Below are 21,192 nucleotides of genomic sequence, written 5' to 3'. Positions count from 1 at the left end.
ATAATTACACTATATCTTTTAATTATACCCAAATATATAATTAAACCTCTAAAAGTATATCTATATTAAATAAAAGAAACTGACTCCAACTCTATTTTCAGAGTAAAAGTCAGTTTCTTTTATATCTCAGCTAATAAGGATTCCTGATCTCTTTATTGCCATTTTGACCAATCTATATATAAAAACTGTACCTATTGCATTTACTAAAGTTGTAGGGATAACTATCCCTATTATCAATGCACTCATAGGTGCTGGCAAGCCAGAAATAAAAGCAGCTGAAGTTAAGAATACCATACCACTAATAAAGGTTCCAATTCCTCCTAATAACCCTACTACTAAAGAATTAATACTAAACTTACTAAGATATTTTATTAAAACAAATAATACTAGGCAGGTTATTAACTTATCCAATATATTAGGTATCTGTCCTCCTGGAAAAGATGTTGTCATAGCTGAAAGTAAACCACCTAATATTCCTGTTAACATGGCATTTTCAAATTTAGGGTTTAATAGAAGGGATACAAACATAAATATCAATAAGAAGTCAAATTTCATACCTCCTAGTATCCCTGGTGTAATTTGATGCATAATAAGACCTATGGCTAATAGCAATGTTGTAAAAATATTGTTTTTTAATTTCATAATATCCTTCTCCTTTTTTAGTTTTATTTTTATTCTTCCAATCACTTAATTCTGTTCACAACATTCTATTTCACCACCTTTATATTATAATACGCAGTCTAGAAACACAAATTTATTTACTCGCTACGCTCGTATAGATTTGATGCTCGTTGCTTTTTTGTCCAATAAGCGTAATGAATTGTAGACAAAACGGACAGCGAAGCGAACGCGAGTGAGCGTAGAAATTAGCGAAGCGAGTGGTGCGTTTGACCTACCTGCTATTCACTTCGTTCATTGGATTAGGCAATCTGACGCAGTCTCGAAACACAAATTCATTTACTCGCTACGCTCATATGAATTTGGTTCTCGTTGCGTTTGACCTACTAAAGCTCACTATCGTTCGCTAAGTTAGGTCATAAAAAAAGTCCTTCATCCATGAAAGGACGAAAGACTAGTATTTCGCGGTACCACCTTAATTAGATTATCATTAAATAATCTCGCTCAACAGATACGTAGCATTGCTATATATCCTGTTTCTATAACGGGAAACCCCCGGTATTAGCTACTCTGATAAAAATCATTTCACCAAACTCCTTGTAGATCCATTCATTAAACCTCTGGTATTGGACTTTCACCTACGCCAACTCTCTAAAACCATATTGATTTAACTACTACTTCTACGCATTAGATTTAACTTAATTTTTATCATTCTACCATAGCATCATAATGAAGTCAATGGAATTTTTTATAAATCCTAATTTCAAAAATATTTGCTAATCCTTTAGCTATATTTGATGGACCAGAGACTGAGAATTATATATAGAATATTTATTCAAATTTGGATTAGAATAATACTATTGACTTAAAAGTAGAAATAAAATCAGTTATACGAAAGGAATGATACTATGACGGATAAGATGGATAATAGAAAAGAAGACGATATTAGCATAAATATAATTTCTGCCCCAAATAATGTCGAACCTGTTTCTAAATCACCTGTTGGAAATGCTGCGAAGGATGCATTCTGCATATATGCAGGTACGAGGCATGCAGTTGGCTCGGTAATAAAAATGGAAGACGGGTCAGAGGTAATATGTACTGATAATGGGACATGGCAAAATACTTAAAAATTTAACTCCTCAACTATTATGGTTGAGGAGTTATTTATATTACGCTTCCATGGATGCTCCCATGAACATAGCTATATCATCTTCTACATTTGATATTGTTCCTATTCCAAAAGTATCTACTAATACTTTAGCTACATTTGGTGAAAGGAATGCTGGTAATGTTGGTCCTAAGTGAATATTTTTTACACCTAAGTGTAATAGTGCAAGTAATACTATTACTGCCTTTTGTTCATACCAAGCTATATTATATGCTATTGGCAATTCATTTATGTCATTTAATTCAAATATTTCTTTTAGTTTAAGAGCTATAACTGCTAAAGAGTAGGAGTCATTACATTGTCCTGCATCTAATACTCTTGGAATTCCACCTATATCTCCTAGATTTAGCTTATTATATTTATATTTTGCACAACCAGCTGTAAGAATTACTGTATCTTTCGGAAGTGCTGCTGCAAAATCAGTGTAGTAATTTCTACTTCCTTGTCTTCCATCACAACCTGCCATTACAAAGAATTTCTTTATAGCTCCTGATTTAACTGCATCTACAACTTTATCTGCTAATGCAAATACTTGTGCATGAGCAAATCCACCTACGATTTTACCTGTTTCTATTTCTGTTGGAGCTGGCAATCTCTTTGCATGCTCGATTAATTCTGAGAAATCTTTAGGTTTTCCGTCTACTCTGTCTGCTATATGTTTAAATCCTGGATAACCTGACGCACCTGTTGTATATACTCTATCAGCATAAGATGCAGCTGGCGGTACTATACAGTTTGTTGTAAATAATATAACTCCATTGAATTTTTCAAATTCTTCTTTTTGTTTCCACCAAGCATTTCCGTAGTTCCCTACAAAGTGATCATATTTCTTAAATTCTGGATAATAATTAGCTGGCAGCATTTCACCATGAGTATAGATATCTACTCCAGAGCCTTTAGTTTGTTCCAATAATTCTTCAAAATCTTTTAAATCGTGACCTGATACTAATATTGCTGGATTATTTCTAACACCTATATTTACTTCTGTTATTTCTGGATTTCCATAGGTAGAAGTATTAGCCTTATCAAGTAATGCCATTACATCTACACCATATTTACCTGTTTCCATTGTTAATGCTACTAAATCATCTGCTGTTAAACTATTATCTAATGTTGCAGCCATTGCCTTTCTAATGAATTTAGATATCTCTGAATCTTCATATCCTAAATTACTTGCATGTTCAGCATATGCTGCCATTCCCTTAACTCCATAGATAATTAATTCTCTCAATGATCTTACATCTTCATTTTCTGTAGCAAGTACACCTACTTCTTGACTAGTTGACTTAAATACTATTTCATCATCTGAATTAACTGTAAATGTTGCTGCATCTGCTAAGTCGCCTAATTCTATGCCTTTTTCAGTCAAAGTAACCTTTAATACATCTCTTAATTTTAATGCCTCTTTAATCTTCTTAAAGAATCTTTCTTTATCAAAGTTAGCATTTGTAATAGTCATAAATAAACTGTCTATTAAGAACCTATCTAATTCTGGAATTTGAATTTCTGCTTCGTCTGCCTTTACACCTAACACTGAAATACCTTTTACTGCATAGATCATCAAATCTTGTAATGCTGCTAAATCAGCTGTCTTTCCACACATTCCTACCTTCGTACATCCTTTTCCTCCTGCAGCTTCTTGACATTGATAACAAAACATACTCATTCTTTTCTTTCCCCCTATTTTATATTATTAGTGCTTGTTACACTTTATTGTTCTTACCTTATATCTGATATTATATATCTGTTTTAAAACTTATTCGGTAACCTATGTTACGGAATGAAAAAAATCTTAAGTTTATTTACAATTTCCATTTTTATCCAAATATGGTACAATTAATGTCAAGTAAATATTTAAGTATGTACTTTACCTATTTAATATTTATAGACAAAGGAGAAAGATATGAATAGTAAAGATAACTCAAAGATTTGTATAATGATAGTACCTCATACAGAAAAGGTTAGGAAATTGGTAATACCTAGGTGGATGCCTAAAGCCCTATTATCTCTATTCTCTGCTTCCATTATAGTCTTATTGCTCTATATTAGTAGAAACACTACATATCAACTAAGTTTAAAAAAGGAAGCTAATAATAAATCCTCTATTATTAATGATTTAGAAGAAGAAAACAGAAAAAAGGATATGGAATTGGCTGATCTTAAATCACAAAATAAACAATTACAAGATAAGACAATACAGGTTGAAAATAAGCTCATGGAAATTGATGAATTGCAAAGGGCTTTAGAAAAAATGGCTGGTGTCAGCAGCCCCTCTAAAGGTGGAGAGGCAGCCCCAGATATATCTCTTAAGGATTTAGATCCTGAGATGGAAATGGATATATTAGCAGAAGTCTTAGAGGATAAGAAGTTGGAACTAGAGGTTTTTATAGAGGACCTAGAGGTAGATTTGCTTATCTAGAATCTGTTCCTGATTTAATGCCTACATCAGGAAGACTTACTTCAAAATTTGGTAATAGGAAAAATCCCTTCGGCAGGGGGATTCAATTTCATCAAGGTATTGATATTGCAAACTCAAAAGGAACAGATATTATAGCTTCTGCAAAAGGTACTGTAATCTTCTCAGGGCGAAAGGGCGGATATGGAAAAACTATAATTATTGATCATGGCTACGGATATAAAACCTTATATGCTCATAATAATGATTTATTAGTTTCTGTCGGCGATAAGGTGGACAAAAGTCAATTGATTGCTGAAATGGGTAAAACAGGAAGATCTACTGGAAACCATTTGCATTTCGAAATCCACAAAAATGATAATCCTATAAATCCATTTGATGTACTAAAAGATTAGAATCTGAGGGGGATAAAGATGTTTAAAAAAAAGGAAGATGTTATTGTTGAAGATTTAGATTCTTTGATAGGTGAAAATATTAAAATTACTGGAAAAATAGAAGGTAAGGGAAATCTTCGAGTTGATGGTTTTATTGAAGGTGATATAAACTATGAGGGAAATATTGTTGTAGGTGAAACTGGAAAGGTCTATGGAAACATAAAGGCCAATGATATATCCTTAGCAGGAACTATACATGGAAATGTTGACTCAAAAACAAAGCTTGTCATTCTTCCTACGGGAACATTAATAGGAGATATTCAAGTCTCTAGTTTTGTAGTTCATGAAAATGCTAAATTTGATGGCAATTGTAAGATGCTAAGTAATAATGTTACGGAATTACATTCAAAAAGCAAAGCTGAAAATAGTAAGTAATAACTTAATTAAAAATGCCCTTAAAGTATACTTTAAGGGCATTTTTTAATAATTTTTTCCTGCTGCCATAATTCTTTCTGGATATGCTACTGAACAAGGTGTTACTCCATATACCATACTACAGTGAGGGCATTTTGTTTCTAGATGAGTCATTTCAAATTCATTTCCACATTCTATACATTTTATAATAACTCCTGGCGGCATTAGACGAGTGTTAAATCCCATCATTCTTATTTTATCTACTACCATCTTTCCATTTTCAAAAGTACCTGTACATCCATCGTGCATTTTTATATTCCTCCCTAATATCTAGTGAATAACTAATAACTAATATAAGCAGGGTACCAAAATTGTGGTTTTCAATTTTGTGTACATCGCTTAGCTAATAATATTTGCCCCGCAGGGTACTGTTTAGTAGTCCTTTAGGGTTTATCTATCTAGTGAATAGTTAAAAAGAACAAAAGACCCAAAAACTTTACTTAAAACTTTTCACTATTCACTTTTAGCTATTCACTGGTTTTAAACTTTCTCCAATTCTAAGTCTATTTCTCATTCCTTGAATGATATTATCCATTTTCCTAAGCTCTAATAATAATTCTTTTTCTTCATTGCTAGTTTCAATTATCTTATCTATACCACCATTTTTAATTACGATTCTTCTATCAGCCATAAGAGCTAATATTGGATCATGTGTAGCCATAAGAACTATTTTATCCTCAGATACTAGCAACTCTAAAGCCTTTTTTCTATCTATTCCTGCATTTTCTATCTCGTCAATCAGAACTATTGGCGAAGAGCTAAGTATTGCTGTATCTGCAATCATTAAAGCCCTCGATTGTCCACCACTTAAAGATGTCACTGGAGTCTCTAAATCAAATTTCTCACCTGCAAGATTATTGGCCGCACTGATTATTTTCCTTATTGTCTCTTCTACATCTTGAATTAATCTGCTCTGTGCATGGAGCTCTAAGAACTCCTTAACTGTAAGATCCATTACAAAGTTCATATTTTGCGAAAGCTGAGCTACTAATTTGTTATTAGAAGAAAATCTCCATTTCTTATCAGGCATCGCTCCATTTATTAATATTCCTCTGCCTGTAGGGGTATCCCTTTGGGCAGTCCACTCTATATCAGCTAATAACCTTGACTTTCCTGAACCCGTAGGACCTACTATGGAAACTATTTCCGATTTATTTATAGTTAATTCTTTAAATCCCTCTTTATCTCCTGATTTATTATGACCAGATAATATGGTCAAGGATTTCACCTTTGTATCCTCTTTTATTCCTAAGAATTCTTTCATTTGCTCTATAAATGCTTCTAGATCAGATTCTAATTTTTCCTTATTTATAGCCCAGTTTTCTATGTCCTCTTGACTAAAGCTGTCTAGGTATTCTCTGAATGTTTTATCTTTATAATTACTTGTGTCTAATTTATTTTCTTCAAAATAGCTAATTATAAAGGGGTATTTTTCTTCTAGCTGTCCTATATTTAATTTATTCATAATCATCACCTAGTTCCATCTTTCTTACATTTCCCATTTGATATGCCTCTCCTATTCTTGTTTCTCCTAAACAGTAGGAACACATAGCTGATGGCATTGGGAATCTTAGTTCCATTCCCTGTACAGAATCTATTTTTTGTTCTTCGTCAAACAATAAAGTACTTAGTTCAAAGGCTCCTTGACCTGTGAGCCCATTAATATGCATAGTAATAGCCCTTGGATTTACTGAACTTACCTTTGATGCGAAAACCTCCCTTTCTGCCTGAGACACTATATCGCCCTTAGTAATAACCACTATATCTGCAGATTTTAACATTGGTCCAATCTTCTTTGGTGTATTTATTCCAGAAAGATTATCTATAACACAAACACCTTTTATATTTCTAATATATGGGGAGCATCTATTACAAAGTCCAGCTGATTCAGTAATTAACATATCTAATCCCATTTGTTTTCCCCATTTTACTACTTCTTCAATATTTGAGGCAAAGAAATGGTCAGGACAAAGGGCTCCTGAAAGCCCTTTTTTCACTGGTATTCCAGCCTTTTCATATAATACATCATCATCTGTATAAAGACAATCAAACTTAACCACTCCTACAGAAATTTTCCTTTGTTTTAGTGCTTCTATTGTTTTTAATATTATTGAGGTCTTTCCCGATGATGGGGGACCTGAAAATACAATTAAATTCATATATTATTCCTCCCTTAATGCATCATGGAATATTTTTTCACATTTTCTTATTAATTCACCAATATCATGATTATTTATATAATCCCAACCAAGCCACATAAATTTTTGAGTAGAAAATAGCTCATTATCCACCTCTGGATTAGTTGAAGGAAATTTTCCATTGGTTGAAAGAATCTCTCCTACTTCCTTAGAGAAGAAAAAGTCTACAAATGGTTTGGTTTTATCTTTAGTTTTCTTCTTCGCCAATAGAAATATTGGGCTAATTATAGCTCCATCCTCTGGCCAGACAGGCTTGAGAGGTGATTCATTTCTCACCATCTTAGTAAAGAAATATGGCATGATTGTCACAGTCGGTATCCCTGAATTAGTTTTTTTGGTATGGGATTTTACCATTTCAGCTGGATGCATACTTCGAAGTAACGTCTTTCCAAGATTGGTTATTCCTTCTTCACCATAATTCTTATATATATTTAATAATATTGCATTAAATAAATCAAAATCTCTCATAGGTAATGATACTGAGTTTTCAAACTCTGGTTTTAGCAAATCTGCCCAAGACTTAGGCATCTTTCTATCTCCTAATTCTTCAGTATTTACCATAAATACAGCAGGGACTACTGCTATTACTGAATATTGTCTCTGTGGGTCTTTTAGATCTATTTCTTCATTATCAAAATCCTTATTTAACCTATCCAAACCTGTAATATCTTCAAATACATTCCTAGCTTTAAACTTTCCCATTAATTCCTTATCAAAGAATAGGTCAAATCCAGCAGACATAAATAAATCTGACAGGGAATCTTCATTATCCGATTCTATCCTTTCCTTTATCCAATCCACTCCCAAATTTGCTGATTTTAATTCATAATCAATTTTAAAATCAAATTTATCTTTATTTTCATCCATCCAAGCATTAAAACCTTCCAATAATGGGACTCTTACAGGACAAGGGAGAACCCCTTCTATTTTTATATCTCCCCCATTATTTTGCTTTGGTGCAGCTAAAGCTGAATCTACAGACGTTCTATTGCTCTCTATAACATCTGTTAGCTTTTGAGTAAACAATTCCACATTGACTTTTTTGGTCATGCAAGCCATTTCTAAAGAAATAGTCTTACCCATTATCTTTCTCATTTTCTCATTGCGCAGTTGCTCAAAACCGTTGGCTGCAAATATATCTATAGTCTCTGGATATTTTTCTGTTATGTCATACACTTTATCTTTTATATCAAAATATTTATTCATCTTATTCCTCCTAAAATTCTTTTCCGACATTGTATAAATTTATTATAACTCTGAAAATAAAAAAATCGGTAACTATTGTTACCAATTTTAAGTTATTTCTTAATGTATCTTATCTCATCTTCTAATGTCCATATTCGTCTTTTTAATTTATAAATCATTGGAATATATCCTAATGCAATAATTATCCACAACCACATGATAGCACCCTATAATTTGACTTTAGACTTTATATAATATATCCTTCTTTAATTCCTCGGATTTTTCTTCTCCTAATAAGTATTTAATTATCTCTATGGCAAAATCTACAGCTAATGCTGGTCCTCTTGCTGTTATGATACTTCCATCCCTCACCACATTTTGTTCAATATAAACTCCATTCTTTAAATCATCCTCAAACCCTGGATATGATGTGACTTTTTTATCTTTTATTATACCAGCTCTTTCAAGAACTATTGGTCCTGCACATATGGCAGCTGTAAGCTTTCCATTTTCATTGATTTTCTTTACTACATCAATCACTTTATCATTATCCCTAAGATTTGTAGCACCTGGTAGTCCTCCTGGAATAATTACAGCATCATAATCATCTATATCTTTAATGTCATTCATAGTTTTATCTGCAAGAACTGCAATTTCATGTGCTCCCTTTACTTCATTACCTTCAGTAATAGAAACGGTATCTACGTTAATATCCTTTCTTCTAAGATAATCAACTACTGTTAAGGCTTCTACTTCTTCAAACCCCTCTGCTAAAAATAAAATAACCTTCTTCATATAACCCCTCCTATTTTTCTCTATATATTTATCTATACCCAAGATTTCATACTATATTAATTAATTATAGTTAATCTTTCGAAGAAATTATACATATGGAGAATTAAAGTTATAAATACAGAAACCCTTTATCTAATATTCCATCTGTATTTTCTTTTTTAGCATTAAAAAATTAAACTTTCTTACTTAGACTTTCTGTATTATAGAAAATCGATTACCGACCATTATACCCATCGTGCCCATGAGAGTTTTTTATGTAAATCAATTATGCCATCTGAAATAAGTAAACAAGAATTGTAAAAGTAAATTAAATCTCTTGACTTATCTGGAAATCTCCTGTGGATCGCTTGATGCCTAAGACACTTTTCTATTTCTATAGTAATTAATAAGTCTTAATCCATCACTATATCTCCCATCAAATTTGCATGGAATTAGGTTTAATATGATAAAGGCTATATTCGCATTAAGTAGAGCATCAGAAACTAATGCATATTGGTTACTCATCTTTAAAAAGTTTATCATTAACAATAAAATTAATACAATTACGAAATTAAAAAGAACACCACCTAATATTAATAAGGATTTATTAAATAATGATAGAATATCATAGCTTTTATCTCCCTTAGAATAATACTGGCAAAAACCACTAGGCAAGAAAGTTCTATATATCCTAATATACTTTGTATCCAGCAGGATTTTTTTATTTTTATTCCCTATAAATATTTTAAAATTCATACCATTCAGCTTAGCTACAATAGCATGTCCTAGTTCGTGTATAATAAGCGTTATTAAATATATTAGATAGTAAATCAAAGCTATTTTAACTATTTCTCCAAGGTTCATAATCTTTCCCAATATATTTATCATAAAATCCTCCAGAAAAAATTTTAATATTTATTGACCTACATTCTTCAGTTTCATTTTATCATTTAATATCTTTCCTGTTCCCCAAAATAATAGTATATTTAAGACTATAAGATATATATATAAGTTTAAATTAATATTGCCATCACTTATAACTTTATTAGCACCTACATTAAAAAAGTCAATGTATCTACTCCCGAATCTTATTTTAAAATTAAGCCCAACTACATCCATAGCAAATGCCTTTAATCCAAATTCACTTAAATTCAACGACTTGTCGAAAAATACTATAATATATATTCCAGCTATATAAATTAAATATATTAAAAAATAGCCCTTAATCCAGCCTATATCTAACTCTCCATCAGTACTTTCTCTAGCTAGACTCATAGCAAAGTAAGCAACTAATAAAAATACCATCACAAATAATAAGTTTGTGAATGTAAAAATAACAACACTCTGCCAAGTAGTTCCAAATCTTTTTATTAACATTTCTAATATTTCACTTACGCCATATGCCTTGTATAGGTATGCCGTACAAATTATATCAAAAAACCTATAGGTAAGGTTATATACAAAAAACCATATTATAGCAACTACAAGCTTAGACATTAATACTTTATATCCTGAAATGGTAGAGTTAAACGGTTTTTCTTCTTCATGATATTTAATTTTTCTAAAATCTTTTACGATATAAATCAATATAAATAATAATATAGCTGCTATTATAGTAGGAAATAAAAATGTTATAAATTTCCCTAAGAATGAATTCAGTATTTTATCTGACGTAAATTTACCATATAGAGCCATCAAAATTGTTAATCCTATTACATTACATAAATTTTTAAATATAAATTTATATGTATTTTTAAAATCATATTTAATCAGTTCAATCATATTGAATCTCTCCTTTTATAATATTAATTATATAATAAGGACCTTCTTGTTAAAAATCAGTCAATTTATCAGCTATTTTATCAAAATGATCATAGAGATAGAGAAAGTGCTATATTTATTACACTTAAGTTATAATAGACCAAACTTTATTCTTAAAAAAGTTAACCTTAAAAAGCAAAAAAATTTTAATAAAGAGTTTGACGTTTTTAAAAAAATTAATTGGATTATGAGGTCTTCTCTCTGTCGTCATTATATTTTATCCATGGGAGCTTGTCAATCTATTGACTTGACTCATCTTTCGACATACCCCGACAGAATAAAAACATAAGTTATTCTATAAATGGATAAATAAGCGTAGTGTTGTTGTTAAGGAGCCCTTTGATAGACTTATTAAATTAAAATTACTTAAATTCAAACCTAAAGAAATCCTACAAAATTTCTTAGCTAGCTGGATTTTTTTGATTATTTAGAGGAATTGAAGCTTCTAAGTAATACTTCTACCTTTTACCTTTCCATATAACTTAAAATGGTCTAAAGCTGTTGTTATAATAGTATTATTACTGTTTTTGCTTTAAAAAATATATTTAAAATGTATTCTGATCTAAAGTTTAAAAATATCATTATTAATATTTAGCATATCTACTTTTACTGTTATTAATATCCTAGATTAAATATCTTAAATTTAACATTGTAGATATATTAGAACAGATAGTATAATATTAATTTATTACATTTATATTTAATAAATTAAATCCCTATAAATGATCTTTTAGAGAAATTATACATATCAACAATTTAAATTATATGTATAATACTTAGTAAAGTACTAATTTAAATTATCAGCAAAAATTTATAGGGAGTGATAAAAATGATTTTATATGCTGCTATATTAGAAACCATCGATGCAAAAAAAGATAGTGAAATACTAGACATACATAAAGCTTATCTTCAAAAATTTATCGATGAAGGTAAGATATTTGCTAAAGGTCCTTTTACAGATCATAGTGGGGGACTCGTAATCTATAAAGCTAATTCCTATGAAGAAGCTAAAGAAATGGCTGAAAATGACCCAGCTGTATTACAAAAATCCCGTACCCTAATATTAAAGGAATGGCGTAGCAATATAGCATAGTATAAATATTATTCTATATATTAGATAAAATAACTCTATAATAATTAACGTTTAGCATATACTGCACGGGTATATACTTTTTAGAATTATTTAGAGGAGAGTGTATTAAAATGGAGTTAAGATATGAAAAGGTTACAAATAAATCCTTTGATGAAGCTATAAGGAGTATAACGGAGAGCCTCAAGGAAAAAAAGTTTGGTGTACTATGGCAATTAAACTTTAAGGATAAGATGAATGAACACGGAATTGATTTCCCTAATAATTTTATGATTCTGGAAGTTTGCAATCCCCATAAGGCTAATGAAGTACTTACTAAGCATATTGAAATGGGTTATTTCCTGCCATGTAAAATGGTAGTATACGAAAAGGATGGAACTGTAAGAATAGGAACTGCAAGGCCAGAGATATTAATGAGTATGTCAGGCCATGATGATCTCGGAGATGTGGCTAGTGAAGTAGAAAAGATATTAATAGAAGCCATAGATAATGCTATATAAAATATTTTTTATAGAAGGTGGTCAATAAGATCACCTTTTTGTTTTATAAAAGAAAAGTATTGACCCACTATGGGTATTATAATATATAATAAGTAAATATCAGTTATCTGTACTAGATAAGGAGAATTTAACTATATGAATAATCTAAAAAAATGGGCTCTAAAAATTATATCTGCTCCGCATATAAGTTTAAAGAAATATTATAAGCAATATCGTAAAATACTAAATGTATTGAATCCGCCATCGGAACCAATTTACAAAATGTTGGATCACAAAATCATGGTAGAAGATAGAGAAATTCCAGTGCGTGTTTTTATACCTAAAGCCAATCCGCTTTCTAAGGTTATGATTTTCTTTCATGGCGGCGGATGGGTTACTGGAAATATTGATTCCTATACCAATGTATGTGCAAATATGGCTAATAAAACTAACCATATTGTTATTTCAGTAGATTATCGTTTAGCTCCAGAAAATCCTTTTCCTGCGGGGGTAGAGGATTGTTATTATGCTGCTAGGGAGATATTCTCCCAACCTGAAATACTTGGTTGCAGTCAAGAGGATATTATATTAATCGGTGATAGTGCCGGAGGTAATTTGGCGGCAGTAGTTTCACTTATGGCAAGAGATCGTGGAGAATTCTTACCTAAGAAACAGATTTTAATATATCCTGCTACAAATTATGATCATAGCGAAAGTTCTCCTTATCCGTCTGTAAAAGAAAATGGAACAGATTATATAATGACTTCAAAGCGAATACAGGACTATATGGATTTATATGTCAAAAATGAGGAGGATAGATTAAATCCATATGTAGCACCAATATTAGCTAAAGAACTCTCAAATCAGCCTAAGACATTAATTGTTACCGCAGAATTTGACCCACTTAGAGATGAAGGAGAAGCTTACGGAATAAAGCTGCAACAGTTTGGCAATGATGTGAAGATATATAGAATGAAGGATGCTCTTCATGGCTTTATTTCAAATCCCCTAAGCTCAGATGATACTGATAAATGTTATGAGATTATAAACTTATTTTTAAATGATAAAAATTATTGAAGTGAGGAAGTACTATGAAACAGCAAAAAGAAGTAAATTGGACTAAACTTGATAATGCATCAAAACTTTTTCCTGCAGTTGCCAATAATAAGGATACTAAGGTTTTTAGACTTGCCTGTGAATTATATGAAGATGTTGATTCAAAGATTTTACAAAAATCTTTAGATTTAACTATTGAAAGCTTTCCACTATATAAATCTGTCTTAAGAAGAGGAGCCTTTTGGTACTATTTCGAATCCACAGATACTAATCCTAAAGTGGAATTGGAGTCTAATCCACTTTGTGCTCCTCTTTATATAAAAAATCAAAGGAATTTGTTAATTCGAGTATTTTACTATAGGAAAAGAATAAATGTGGAAATTTTTCATTCTCTTACTGACGGTGCAGGTGTTATTTGGTTTATGGAGACACTTATATATCATTATATGACTATTAGATATGGAGATATATTTGGAGATAGTATACCTGAACTAAACTTCAAAGCATCAATAAGTCAAAAGATGGATGATAGTTTTGGCAAGAATTATAACAAAGAAGATAATACTAGTCAAAAACTCAAAAACAAAAAAGAAAAATCTCGACCTGCTTATCATATTAAAGGAAATAGAATAGCAGAAAATAGAATGAAACTAATTGAAGGGTCTATGTCCGTAAAAGCCGTTTTAGATATAGCTCATGAATATAATACTACTTTAACAATATTTATGACATCCCTACTCCTTTATTCTATTTATAAGGAAATGCCTGCTAATAAGAAAAAAAGACCTGTGGTTTTATCTGTTCCGATTAATTTAAGGCAATACTATGAATCAGCCACAGCTAGAAATTTCTTTAGTACGATGAATATTAGTTATCAATTTAATAATAGTAGTCCTGATTTTGAAGAAATAATTCAGAGTGTAAGTGAAAGTTTTAAGAAAGGATTGACCAAGGAGCAGTTAGATAAACAGCTGAATCATTTTATGTCCTTAGAAAAAAATCTACTTACAAGGGTGATTCCCCTACCCATTAAGGATTATGTTCTTCGTATAGCCAATAGGCTAAATGATAGGAAGATAACATCATCTATTTCAAATATTGGAAAGATCATCATGCCTTCAGAGTTTAATAACTACATACGACAATTTAGTATTTGCGTCAGTGCTAGAAGACCTCTGATAACCTTATGTACCTATGAAGACAGAATTGTCATTAGCTTTACATCACCCTTTGAAGAAACCGATATACAAAAAACATTTTTTCAGTTTCTTTCACAAAAGGGAGTTGAAATTGAAATCACATCAAATCTTTAGAAAGAAGGAAAATACTATGCAATATTGTACTCACTGCCGACTCTATATACGGGAAAATCGAGAAAAATGCACCTTATGTGGTAATATCTTACCACATACTAATATCACTCATAAAGATGAGGATATTTTTCCTAGAATACCTCCTTATTATGAAAGTCATCTAGCCATTAAAATAATGATTTTTATTTCTATTGCAGCCGTAGTAATTAGCTTTGCAATCAATATACTCTTTCCCTCTGATATAAATTGGCCACTATTATTAGTATTTGGGCTGCTTAGTATGTGGCTAGGATTAATTTCTATTATACAAAAAAGATATCATATACCTAAAAAAATTGTACGTCAAGTTGCAATTATATCGTTGTTAGCCATTTTCTGGGACTGGGAAACAGGCTGGAGAGGCTGGTCCTTAAACTACGTAATCCCTATTGCTTGTGTGGCTGCTATGATAGTTATGTATGTAACAGCAAAGATCATGAAACTAAGCGTAAGAGATTATATTACTTATGCTTTAATAGATGGATTATTCGGCATAATTCCCGCTTTATTTATGATATTTGGTTGGATAAAGATTATATATCCAACAATAATATGTGTATCCTTAAGCATCATATCCTTATCAGCTGTATTTATTTTTCAGGGAAAGAATATAAAAATAGAGATGAGTAAAAGAATGCATATATAAATCAGTGGAATCCTCTCCACTGATTTATATATGTATTTTACATTTATTTTATTTCTTATTTACATCTCTTTCTACTAAAGTAACTTTTATTGTATCTCCTGGTTGCTTGCCTATTTTTGCTCGGATATCCTTTCTGATACCGATTATATGACATGGAGTCTTCATCCTTACGAGACTGCTTCATATGGCTCTCCATCAAATGTAGCATTAACAGGTACACGACCTTTGCCAAACTCAGCTTTTACATCAAAGGGTATCTCCACATATGCACCATCAATATCAGGAACCTTCTTTATTTCAGCTTCAAATTCATATACCTTTTCCACTTTTAGACCTCCTGTACATTATAACTAATAATCACTTCCTAGTTATGTCAATCAATTGATACCCTAAGAAGTGATTTAACCAGCAATCTACATCAAACAATTTCTGATTTAATATATTTATCTTTTATTTCCTTATACTTTTTCTCTCCCAGTTTATAGATTTCTTCCTCTTCTTTCGTAGTTACAATCAGTTCTGGTACTTTAGCTGATTTATTATCTACCATATGAACCATAGTAACAAATGCAGTTAATGCTGTTTCCCATTCACTATAATTTTCTATACTACTTGCTAAGATATTTACTATAATTTGCATAGAAGATTTACCTACATAAGCTAACTGTCCAATACATTTAACTATATTTCCTACATGCACCGGACGATGAAATACTACTTCATCCACTCTAGCAGTAACTACCTGACCTTTACAATGCTTTGTTGCTGCCATACCTGCTGCAATATCTACAAGTTTCATCAGCTCTCCACCGTGGACATTTCCATAAATATTGCTATGAAACACCTCCATTATCACAGAAGTTTCAGCTCTTGCGAAAGATATATTATTATAATTGTCCAGATTATTCATCATTTGTTTACCTCCAATGTCATCTCTTTTTCTCATTTAGATTAATTATATATTGAATCAATTTTTTATACAAGAAAAGTAATTAATTGCATATAAAAAAGGTTTCCAAAGAGGTTTTTGAAGGAGGGTTCCCATATTCGTTATAAAAAAACGGTTTGGGATCAAATCTAAATCCAAAACCGTTTTTAAAGTCCAATCACTAAAGTCTTAATCTAAGGACCATAAATTATTAACTAGTATTATTATATATTTATTTCATGGTATTAACAAAAAACATTGTTACTTGTGGTACATATGTCACAATAGCCATGGTAATTAAAGATAATATTACAAATGGTACTATACCTGAAATAATCTTGCTGACAGGTTCTTTAGAGACTCCTGTTGCTACAAATAAATTTAATCCAAATGGTGGTGTAAACATTCCTATGGCACCATTTACAACCATAATTATTCCTAAATGTATGGGATCTATACCATAATTTATTGCTAGAGGTAAAAATAATGGTGCTAATATAGTAGTTGCCGAAGCTGGATCGATAAACATTCCCGCAACTAAAAGTATAATGTTCATCATTAGCAATATTGTCACCTTAGAATTAGTTATTGCTATCAACCCCTCTGCGAGGGCCTGTGGAATCTGCTGCCTAGTCAATATCCAAGAGAATATCGAAGCAGCAGCTAATAATATCATAACTTGTGCTGTACCTACGGCAGCATCAATGGATTCATCTAATAGCCCCTTAAAATCTAACTGCTTATAAATAAATATAGCGACAAAAATAGCATAGACTGAAGCAACAACAGCAGATTCTGTTGGTGTAAATATTCCACCATAGATACCTCCTATTATAATAAAAGGAACTCCTAGTGCCCATGCAGCCTCTTTAAAAGCTATTAATATTTCCTTCAGAGATGCTTTCTCCTGTACAGGCACTTTATCCTTCTTTGCAATAAAGTAACAATATACGATAACAACTAATCCCCATACAATTCCAGGTCCAATACCTCCTATAAACAAATCTCCAACTGATACTCCTGTAACAGTTCCATATACAATCATACCTATACTTGGAGGTATAATTACTGCAACTGCTGGACTCGATGTGATTAATCCAAGTGAAAACTTCTCACCATATCCTCCTTTAAGTAATTCAGGTAACATAAGCCCTCCTATTGCAACAACTGTTGCAGGACTTGAACCCGAAACTGCTCCAAAGAACATACATGATATTACAACTGCAATAGCAAGTCCACCCGTTAAATGTCCTACTAATTTACTTGCCAAATTAAGTATTCTTTTTGAAATCCCTCCACCTTTCATTACATTAGCTGCAAGAATAAAAAATGGGACAGCCATTAATGAAAACTTATCAATACCAGAAAACATCCTTTGAGCCACAACCTCCATAGGTATAGGAGTGAAAAAAGATAATGCTAGAACACTTGCTAAAGACATTGCAATATATACTGGTGCTCCAGTAAACAAAAAGACAAATAGAAGTACGAATAATGCTACTGTCATTTACTTTCACCACCCTTTAGTTTTATAAAGAATTCTTGAGTATATCTCAATAACATAAGTATTCCACCTATAGGCATTGAACCATAAACATATACCATTGGAACTTTTATAGTTGAACTAACTTGGTTTGTAATGAATACATTTTTTGTAATTATAAATGAAAAATAAGTAAATAGCAAAGTAAATGCAATTGACATTAAAATTGTTATAAGAAGTAAAACCTTCTTACCCTTCTCACTTAAAACATTCATTATAGCATCTACTCCTATATGTGCACCTTTATAAACACAAACACTAGAGCCAACAAATGTCAGCCATACTATAGCATATCGTGCCACTTCTTCTGACCACACCAAAGAAGAACCAAAAAATCTAAGTACTACATTAATAAAAAGTATGAAAGCTATAGCTAATAGCAGTATCCCAATGAAGTATTGTTCTATCTTTGATAGGATATTATTAAATGATTTCATTTTCGACCTCCTACCTTCAAGTTATTTAACTGTCTATTTATATTTTTCAATTTCTTCATATGTCTTATCTAAAATTTCATTTCCAAATAACTTAACATATTCTTGATGAACAGATAAAGTTATTTCTTTCATCTTTTCTTTTTCTTCTGGGGATAATTCAACTACATTAACGCCAGCATCTTTAATTGTTTGTAAATAATTTTTCTCTTCTTCTTGGACTGCTTGCCTCTGCCATTTAGCTATCTCTCTACCCTTTTCATAGAGTATTTCTTGTATATCTTTAGGTAATTTATTGTACCAATCATCACTAAATATCAGTACATGGCCTAAATAAGCATGCTCACTAAGAGTTAGATTCGTTTGTACTTCATAAAACTTAGAACTTACTATTGTAACTAACGGATTCTCTTGTCCGTCAACAACACCTAGCTGTAATGAACTATATAATTCCCCGAAATCAATAGGAGTTGGATTAGATCCTAAAGCTTTAAATTGATTAATTATAATAGGACTTTCCATTGTTCTAAATTTTAGGCCTTTGAAATCTTCTAACTTAGATATTGGCTTATTAGCTGTAAAATGCTTATATCCATCCTCGTAAAAAGCAACTCCTTTAATTTTTTGACTTTTCAAGCTATCAAGCAATGCTGTACCCACTTCTCCATCCATAATCTTATATCCGATTTCCCTATTAGGAAACAAGAAAGGCAAATCAAATAATTGTAGTTCAGGTGCAAATCCACTTATTCTAGCTGTCGGTACTAAAGCGATCTCTTGAGTTCCCATCTGCAGTCCCTCAAACATCTCCCTTGCACTTCCTAATTGTCCTGATGGGAACAAGTTAACCTTTACCCTTCCATTGGTTGCTTGTTCAACTTCCTCTTTAAACTTAATAGCTGCCTTATGATGAGGTGTTTCAGGCATAAATCCATGTCCATATCCAATCTCGATTACTTCTTCGGTTCCATTGTCATCTAAACCCTTTGATGCATCCTTACTTTTGCAGCCACTAACAACTAAACTAAGTATTAATACCATAACTAAAAGAATTACAAAATTTCTAGACTTGAACATTTTACCATCCTCCTAATTTTAATCTCTTGACTTAGTGATTAATAAATCAATTACCTAAACATGTATAATTGCAACATTCATGCCATGCCATAATATATAAATACACTGGAATAATCACATCCGTTGGCCACATCTTTTAAAAAGACTTCTGCAATTATTGCACTAAAGTGCAAATGTTGCAGAAGTCTTTTATTTCACAATATTATATTCTTTGATTTTATACTGAAGATTTCTTTCACTTATCTGCAAGCTCTCTGCTGTCATACGCCTGTTCCCTTGAAAATATTCTAAGGTCTTTAATATTACAATTCTTTCGATTTCTTTTAAATTGGTTCCTATTCTAATTCTTATGTCATTATTATCATAACCTTTGTCAATGTTAGCATAATATCGCTCAGGCAAGCTCTCTTTTGAAATGATTTTATTATCAGATAATGCTACTAACATTTCAACTAAATTCTCAAGTTCTCTTACATTTCCAGGGAATTTATATTTCTCTAGAGTTTCTATAACATCTTTACTAAATCCCACAACTTCTTTATGTAATTTGTTATTATACTTATTTAAAAAATAATTGAGTAAAACAGGGATATCTCCTTTACGCTCTCTCAAAGGTGGCACTTCTAAATTAATGACATTCAATCTATAAAATAAATCTTCTCTAAATTTACCACCTTTAACCTCTGCTTCTAAATCTTTATTAGTGGCAGCAACAATTCTTACATCAATTTTAACCGGTCTGTTGCTGCCTAGGGGTGTGACCTCCATATCCTCAACAATTCTCAATATCTTTGCTTGAAGCTGTAAATCCATTTCCGCTATTTCATCTAGAAATAAAGTTCCATTATTAGCTAGCTGAATTTTACCTATTTTTTTCTTATCGGCTCCCGTAAAAGTTCCTTTTTCATATCCAAATAATTCACTTTCAAGGAGATTCTCTGGAATAGCGGCACAATTTACCACTATAAAATTTTCATCCTTCCTATTTCCTTGAAAATGTAATGCTTTAGCAATTAAATCCTTCCCAGTGCCACTTTCACCAGTTATCAATACTGTGGAATCAATATCTATGACTTTCTCAACTCTGTTAAGAAATAACCTAAGTTTATCAGATTTTCCTATAATCTCTTTAAAGCTATATCTTTCATGTAATATCTTTTTAAGATTCGTCAATGAATAATTTAAATTTTTGTATTCTATAGCTTTTTCCACATACAAATATAGTTCTTCCATGTCTATAGGTTTTGTAATATAATGAAAAGCTCCTTCCTTCATGGCATTAATGGAAGATTTAATACTCCCGTAAGCTGTCACCACAATAACTTGAACATTTCTTAGCTTACTCTTTATATCTTTTAAAACTGTTATTCCATCTATCTTACCTATTTTTAAATCCAATAAAACTACGTCTATATTTTCGCTATATAATATTTCCATAACTTGGTTAGCATCTTGAGTAGTAAATACTTCATAATTGTCCTCAAGTGCAAATTTCAAAGAATCACAAATATTTTTTTCATCATCAGCAATCAATATTTTTTCCATATTAATTCTCC

At 31.3% G+C, this 21,192-nt stretch carries 25 protein-coding genes and 1 other annotated feature; of the genes, 9 read left to right on the top strand and 16 right to left on the bottom strand.

Annotation, left to right across the window (positions count from 1 at the left end):
• Positions 1-126: 126 nt before the first annotated feature.
• On the bottom strand, positions 127-642 hold the full coding sequence (locus CIW83_RS13140; protein ID WP_094901904.1) for a tryptophan transporter: 516 nt from the start codon (positions 640-642) through the stop codon (positions 127-129).
• A gap of 415 nt (positions 643-1,057) precedes the next feature.
• Positions 1,058-1,315, bottom strand: a binding site (T-box leader).
• Positions 1,316-1,526: 211 nt separating this feature from the next.
• On the opposite strand from CIW83_RS13140, the gene CIW83_RS13135 reads away from it, so the two are divergent.
• Positions 1,527-1,748, top strand: coding sequence for a hypothetical protein (locus tag CIW83_RS13135; protein WP_235601332.1), 222 nt, complete (start codon positions 1,527-1,529; stop codon positions 1,746-1,748).
• 42 nt (positions 1,749-1,790) lie between these two features.
• Here CIW83_RS13135 and hcp read toward each other — a convergent pair whose 3' ends face one another.
• Positions 1,791-3,455 (bottom strand): hydroxylamine reductase, encoded by a 1,665-nt coding sequence (gene hcp / locus CIW83_RS13130; RefSeq protein WP_094901882.1) that lies wholly within the window; start codon positions 3,453-3,455, stop codon positions 1,791-1,793.
• Positions 3,456-3,692: 237 nt separating this feature from the next.
• On the opposite strand from hcp, the gene CIW83_RS13125 reads away from it, so the two are divergent.
• From CIW83_RS13125 to CIW83_RS13115, 3 genes are read left to right on the top strand one after another with little or no spacing between them, the layout of a single operon-like run.
• A complete protein-coding gene (locus CIW83_RS13125) occupies positions 3,693-4,208 on the top strand; it encodes a hypothetical protein (RefSeq protein WP_094901880.1) in 516 nt (171 codons plus the stop codon).
• A 17-nt stretch (positions 4,209-4,225) separates the two neighbouring features.
• A complete protein-coding gene (locus CIW83_RS13120) occupies positions 4,226-4,600 on the top strand; it encodes a M23 family metallopeptidase (protein WP_094901878.1) in 375 nt (124 codons plus the stop codon).
• Positions 4,601-4,618: 18 nt separating this feature from the next.
• Positions 4,619-5,014 (top strand): polymer-forming cytoskeletal protein, encoded by a 396-nt coding sequence (locus CIW83_RS13115; RefSeq protein WP_094901876.1) that lies wholly within the window; start codon positions 4,619-4,621, stop codon positions 5,012-5,014.
• Positions 5,015-5,059: 45 nt separating this feature from the next.
• Here CIW83_RS13115 and CIW83_RS13110 read toward each other — a convergent pair whose 3' ends face one another.
• From CIW83_RS13110 to CIW83_RS13080, 7 genes are all read right to left on the bottom strand, one after another.
• Positions 5,060-5,302, bottom strand: a complete 243-nt coding sequence (locus CIW83_RS13110) for a hypothetical protein (protein ID WP_094901874.1) — start codon at positions 5,300-5,302, stop codon at positions 5,060-5,062.
• Between the two features lie 214 nt (positions 5,303-5,516).
• Positions 5,517-6,518, bottom strand: a complete 1,002-nt coding sequence (locus tag CIW83_RS13105; RefSeq protein ID WP_094901872.1) for an ATP-binding cassette domain-containing protein — start codon at positions 6,516-6,518, stop codon at positions 5,517-5,519.
• Positions 6,511-7,212 (bottom strand): GTP-binding protein, encoded by a 702-nt coding sequence (locus CIW83_RS13100; RefSeq protein ID WP_094901870.1) that lies wholly within the window; start codon positions 7,210-7,212, stop codon positions 6,511-6,513. Before CIW83_RS13100 ends, CIW83_RS13105 begins: the two co-directional genes overlap by 8 nt.
• 3 nt (positions 7,213-7,215) lie before the next feature.
• Positions 7,216-8,457 carry an ABC transporter substrate-binding protein gene (locus tag CIW83_RS13095; RefSeq protein WP_094901868.1) on the bottom strand — a complete coding sequence of 414 codons (1,242 nt, stop codon included), beginning with the start codon at positions 8,455-8,457 and terminating at the stop codon, positions 7,216-7,218.
• A 219-nt stretch (positions 8,458-8,676) separates the two neighbouring features.
• A complete protein-coding gene (locus CIW83_RS13090) occupies positions 8,677-9,231 on the bottom strand; it encodes a DJ-1 family glyoxalase III (RefSeq protein ID WP_094901866.1) in 555 nt (184 codons plus the stop codon).
• A gap of 354 nt (positions 9,232-9,585) precedes the next feature.
• Positions 9,586-10,098, bottom strand: coding sequence for a M50 family metallopeptidase (locus CIW83_RS13085; protein WP_094901864.1), 513 nt, complete (start codon positions 10,096-10,098; stop codon positions 9,586-9,588).
• A gap of 27 nt (positions 10,099-10,125) precedes the next feature.
• Positions 10,126-10,992 (bottom strand): hypothetical protein, encoded by an 867-nt coding sequence (locus CIW83_RS13080; protein ID WP_094901863.1) that lies wholly within the window; start codon positions 10,990-10,992, stop codon positions 10,126-10,128.
• A gap of 868 nt (positions 10,993-11,860) precedes the next feature.
• Between CIW83_RS13080 and CIW83_RS13075 the strand changes: the two genes are divergently transcribed.
• From CIW83_RS13075 to CIW83_RS13055, 5 genes are all read left to right on the top strand, one after another.
• Positions 11,861-12,124 (top strand): YciI family protein, encoded by a 264-nt coding sequence (locus tag CIW83_RS13075; RefSeq protein WP_094901861.1) that lies wholly within the window; start codon positions 11,861-11,863, stop codon positions 12,122-12,124.
• A gap of 110 nt (positions 12,125-12,234) precedes the next feature.
• Complete coding sequence (locus tag CIW83_RS13070) at positions 12,235-12,621, top strand: DUF302 domain-containing protein (protein ID WP_094901859.1); 387 nt, start codon at positions 12,235-12,237, stop codon at positions 12,619-12,621.
• A 135-nt stretch (positions 12,622-12,756) separates the two neighbouring features.
• Positions 12,757-13,677 (top strand): alpha/beta hydrolase, encoded by a 921-nt coding sequence (locus CIW83_RS13065; RefSeq protein ID WP_094901857.1) that lies wholly within the window; start codon positions 12,757-12,759, stop codon positions 13,675-13,677.
• A gap of 14 nt (positions 13,678-13,691) precedes the next feature.
• On the top strand, positions 13,692-14,969 hold the full coding sequence (locus CIW83_RS13060; RefSeq protein ID WP_094901855.1) for a hypothetical protein: 1,278 nt from the start codon (positions 13,692-13,694) through the stop codon (positions 14,967-14,969).
• Entirely contained in the window at positions 14,947-15,654 is a 708-nt protein-coding gene (locus CIW83_RS13055) for a DUF6320 domain-containing protein (RefSeq protein ID WP_201259871.1), read from the top strand. The genes CIW83_RS13060 and CIW83_RS13055 overlap by 23 nt, the downstream gene beginning before the upstream one ends.
• A gap of 48 nt (positions 15,655-15,702) precedes the next feature.
• Here CIW83_RS13055 and CIW83_RS24425 read toward each other — a convergent pair whose 3' ends face one another.
• The 7 genes from CIW83_RS24425 to CIW83_RS13025 form a co-directional block, all read right to left on the bottom strand.
• Positions 15,703-15,819: a DUF1905 domain-containing protein gene (locus CIW83_RS24425; protein WP_255374412.1), complete on the bottom strand. Its 117-nt coding sequence runs from the start codon at positions 15,817-15,819 to the stop codon at positions 15,703-15,705.
• 2 nt (positions 15,820-15,821) lie between these two features.
• Complete coding sequence (locus CIW83_RS24420) at positions 15,822-15,980, bottom strand: DUF1905 domain-containing protein (protein WP_255374411.1); 159 nt, start codon at positions 15,978-15,980, stop codon at positions 15,822-15,824.
• 92 nt (positions 15,981-16,072) lie between these two features.
• The gene (locus CIW83_RS13045; protein WP_158220119.1) at positions 16,073-16,567 is read right to left on the bottom strand and encodes an acyl-CoA thioesterase; all 495 of its coding nucleotides are present in this window, start codon (positions 16,565-16,567) and stop codon (positions 16,073-16,075) included.
• Between the two features lie 247 nt (positions 16,568-16,814).
• The gene (locus CIW83_RS13040) at positions 16,815-18,089 is read right to left on the bottom strand and encodes a TRAP transporter large permease (protein WP_094901851.1); all 1,275 of its coding nucleotides are present in this window, start codon (positions 18,087-18,089) and stop codon (positions 16,815-16,817) included.
• The gene (locus tag CIW83_RS13035; protein WP_094901849.1) at positions 18,086-18,562 is read right to left on the bottom strand and encodes a TRAP transporter small permease; all 477 of its coding nucleotides are present in this window, start codon (positions 18,560-18,562) and stop codon (positions 18,086-18,088) included. Before CIW83_RS13035 ends, CIW83_RS13040 begins: the two co-directional genes overlap by 4 nt.
• A gap of 33 nt (positions 18,563-18,595) precedes the next feature.
• Complete coding sequence (locus CIW83_RS13030; protein ID WP_094901848.1) at positions 18,596-19,636, bottom strand: TRAP transporter substrate-binding protein; 1,041 nt, start codon at positions 19,634-19,636, stop codon at positions 18,596-18,598.
• A 189-nt stretch (positions 19,637-19,825) separates the two neighbouring features.
• A complete protein-coding gene (locus CIW83_RS13025) occupies positions 19,826-21,181 on the bottom strand; it encodes a sigma-54 dependent transcriptional regulator (RefSeq protein ID WP_094901846.1) in 1,356 nt (451 codons plus the stop codon).
• Positions 21,182-21,192 lie beyond the last annotated feature (11 nt).

Source organism: Tissierella sp. P1 (genome assembly GCF_002266425.1).
Taxonomy (GTDB): domain Bacteria; phylum Bacillota; class Clostridia; order Tissierellales; family Tissierellaceae; genus Tissierella; species Tissierella carlieri.
Note: the sequence above shows the minus strand (reverse complement) of the source record. Positions and strands in the feature narration are given on the sequence as shown.

Coding starts and splice junctions, on each gene's coding strand:
- CIW83_RS13065 (WP_094901857.1), top strand. CDS start 12,757: ATGAATAATCTAAAAAAATGGGCTCTAAAAATTATATCTGCTCCGCAT.
- CIW83_RS24425 (WP_255374412.1), bottom strand. CDS start 15,819: ATGAAGACTCCATGTCATATAATCGGTATCAGAAAGGATATCCGAGCA.
- CIW83_RS13075 (WP_094901861.1), top strand. CDS start 11,861: ATGATTTTATATGCTGCTATATTAGAAACCATCGATGCAAAAAAAGAT.
- CIW83_RS13040 (WP_094901851.1), bottom strand. CDS start 18,089: ATGACAGTAGCATTATTCGTACTTCTATTTGTCTTTTTGTTTACTGGA.
- CIW83_RS13135 (WP_235601332.1), top strand. CDS start 1,527: ATGACGGATAAGATGGATAATAGAAAAGAAGACGATATTAGCATAAAT.
- CIW83_RS13095 (WP_094901868.1), bottom strand. CDS start 8,457: ATGAATAAATATTTTGATATAAAAGATAAAGTGTATGACATAACAGAA.
- CIW83_RS13120 (WP_094901878.1), top strand. CDS start 4,226: ATGCCTACATCAGGAAGACTTACTTCAAAATTTGGTAATAGGAAAAAT.
- CIW83_RS13105 (WP_094901872.1), bottom strand. CDS start 6,518: ATGAATAAATTAAATATAGGACAGCTAGAAGAAAAATACCCCTTTATA.
- CIW83_RS13125 (WP_094901880.1), top strand. CDS start 3,693: ATGAATAGTAAAGATAACTCAAAGATTTGTATAATGATAGTACCTCAT.
- CIW83_RS13085 (WP_094901864.1), bottom strand. CDS start 10,098: ATGATAAATATATTGGGAAAGATTATGAACCTTGGAGAAATAGTTAAA.
- CIW83_RS13035 (WP_094901849.1), bottom strand. CDS start 18,562: ATGAAATCATTTAATAATATCCTATCAAAGATAGAACAATACTTCATT.
- CIW83_RS13080 (WP_094901863.1), bottom strand. CDS start 10,992: ATGATTGAACTGATTAAATATGATTTTAAAAATACATATAAATTTATA.
- CIW83_RS13045 (WP_158220119.1), bottom strand. CDS start 16,567: ATGATGAATAATCTGGACAATTATAATAATATATCTTTCGCAAGAGCT.
- CIW83_RS13070 (WP_094901859.1), top strand. CDS start 12,235: ATGGAGTTAAGATATGAAAAGGTTACAAATAAATCCTTTGATGAAGCT.
- CIW83_RS13115 (WP_094901876.1), top strand. CDS start 4,619: ATGTTTAAAAAAAAGGAAGATGTTATTGTTGAAGATTTAGATTCTTTG.
- CIW83_RS13140 (WP_094901904.1), bottom strand. CDS start 642: ATGAAATTAAAAAACAATATTTTTACAACATTGCTATTAGCCATAGGT.
- CIW83_RS13090 (WP_094901866.1), bottom strand. CDS start 9,231: ATGAAGAAGGTTATTTTATTTTTAGCAGAGGGGTTTGAAGAAGTAGAA.
- CIW83_RS13060 (WP_094901855.1), top strand. CDS start 13,692: ATGAAACAGCAAAAAGAAGTAAATTGGACTAAACTTGATAATGCATCA.
- CIW83_RS13100 (WP_094901870.1), bottom strand. CDS start 7,212: ATGAATTTAATTGTATTTTCAGGTCCCCCATCATCGGGAAAGACCTCA.
- CIW83_RS13110 (WP_094901874.1), bottom strand. CDS start 5,302: ATGCACGATGGATGTACAGGTACTTTTGAAAATGGAAAGATGGTAGTA.
- CIW83_RS13025 (WP_094901846.1), bottom strand. CDS start 21,181: ATGGAAAAAATATTGATTGCTGATGATGAAAAAAATATTTGTGATTCT.
- CIW83_RS13030 (WP_094901848.1), bottom strand. CDS start 19,636: ATGTTCAAGTCTAGAAATTTTGTAATTCTTTTAGTTATGGTATTAATA.
- hcp (WP_094901882.1), bottom strand. CDS start 3,455: ATGAGTATGTTTTGTTATCAATGTCAAGAAGCTGCAGGAGGAAAAGGA.